Genomic DNA, 1,979 nt, shown 5'->3' on the forward strand with positions numbered 1-1,979 from the left:
ACACAACTAAAAAAGTGTACCACCTGGGTACACTTAAAAGAAACACTTTAAAAGCTAAACAACATTCTAAAAACCAAAGAAATTGTTTTTTTCGATAATTATAGTTTGTAAAATTTTGGTTATCCAGATTTTTTATTATCTATATAAAAGTGTTTTTAATTATACTACATAATAATGGCGCTTTCACCTTGTTAACATTCTTTTTTAAATTTTACGGCAAATTGTAGTCTCTTCTAAAATTATTTATACATTCGGGAAAAACCTCAAATTATGGCCAGTGTTTTAAAATAAAATAATTAGCCTTCTAAGTAAAGAGAATTTAAAGTATGTTATTTTGGCAATAATTTCAATCAAAATAAATAAAACAGATGTTTTGACTTTAAATTCTATAGGCTGTACTATGACTATAAGCCTAAAGGTAGTGATATGCATTAGTAATACCTTATGCTTAATAAAAAATATCATGATAAGGAGGAACAAGTTATGAGTAATAAAGATGATAAATTAACTCGTTCAGAAGCCGGAAAAAAGGGCGGGGAAGAAACCGCTAAGTCACATGATAAAGATTTTTATGAAAAGATTGGAAAAAAAGGCGGAGAACAACGAAATAAATAACCTTTAGACAAATATAAAATAAACCTAAAAAATAATTATTAATTAATATCGGTCACCTAGTTAAAATAAATTGCCAACTAAGTAACCCCTTAGTGATCACCGATCACTAAGGGGTTACTTTAATTTCAAGTTGTTATTATAGCTAGTACACAGTGCACATAGATTGGACAAGTATAGTGAGCATTTTTATGCTAGTGAAGCTAAAACACTAAGCAAAATTGTGAGAATAAAAGGAGCGCTTATAATTCAACTAATTAAGCGTTATCCGTTAACAACAGAACCACCATTAACATGGATAGTTTGTCCAGTAATATATTTATTTTCTTCAGCTGCTAAAAATAAATAACTTGGAGCTACTTCGAAAGCCTGACCTGGCCTTTTAAGTGCATTACTTTTGCCCCATGTTTTTAGTTGTTCAGAAGTAAAAGTTGCAGGAATCAGTGGTGTCCAGATTGGCCCCGGTGCTACTGCGTTTACCCTAATCTTTTTTTCTAATATGTCTTCATTCTGCGCTAATGACCGAGTAAAAGATAAGATTGCTCCTTTGCTTGCAGAATAATCAACAAGGACAGGTGAGCCTGCATATGCCGTAATAGAAGTAGTGTTTATTATTGAGCCACCCTCTCGGAATAGAGGAAATATTGCTTTAGTCAACATAAACATACCTATAACATTTGTTTTGAAAATTCTTGTGACTTCACTCATTGGAATATCTAAAAAATGTTCGTGAACATGTTGTTCACCAGCATTATTGACAAGTATGTCAACATGACCAAACTTCTGTGAAGTTTCTGCTGTTATTTTTTTAATAAAGCCTTCATCAGCAATGTCCCCTGATAAAACTAAAACTTGGCGGCCTATTTCCCGTATTCTTTTAGCTATATTATTAGCATCTTTATCAGATTCATAATACACTATTACAATATCTGCGCCTTCTTTAGCAAACAAAATCGCAGTTGCAGCTCCGATACCACTATCTCCTCCTGTAATTATTGCAACTTTCCCTTCAAGTTTGTGAGCTGGAATATAATTTGGATCTTCCAGTAAGGGTGCATGCTTCAACTCCTTTTCCGTATCGTTTATCAAATAATCTTTTTTAGGTTCTTGGTCTTTTACCACCACAATCAGCCTCCTTAATAGGGTTAAAAAATATTGGTTTCAAAAACGGAACGTGTATTTAAAACTTAATCCAAGCGTAATGGTTTAGCTTTTTAAATACAAATTCTTTGTTTTGGTAAACATTTATTGTTAAACTCTACTTATATTCAATAACCTACTATATAAAGCAGTAAAGACGGTGAAAGCTTAGTGCTCCTATGTCAATAAATGGCACATCTTTTTCTAAACACTCGTTCTAATTCTGT

The 1,979-nt window shown here is 32.1% G+C and carries 2 protein-coding genes; one reads left to right on the forward strand and one right to left on the reverse strand.

From position 1 onward, the window contains the following. Nucleotides 1-483: 483 nt before the first annotated feature. A complete protein-coding gene (locus FD20_RS13940; protein ID WP_275453079.1) occupies nt 484-615 on the forward strand; it encodes a hypothetical protein in 132 nt (43 codons plus the stop codon). Between the two features lie 261 nt (nt 616-876). Here the strand turns inward: FD20_RS13940 and FD20_RS12420 are convergent, their stop codons facing one another. Continuing rightward, nucleotides 877-1,737: an SDR family oxidoreductase gene (locus FD20_RS12420; RefSeq protein ID WP_235720387.1), complete on the reverse strand. Its 861-nt coding sequence runs from the start codon at nt 1,735-1,737 to the stop codon at nt 877-879. Nucleotides 1,738-1,979: the final 242 nt, after the last annotated feature.

Origin of the sequence: Liquorilactobacillus uvarum DSM 19971 (assembly GCF_001434935.1) — a bacterium.
Lineage (GTDB): Bacteria > Bacillota > Bacilli > Lactobacillales > Lactobacillaceae > Liquorilactobacillus > Liquorilactobacillus uvarum.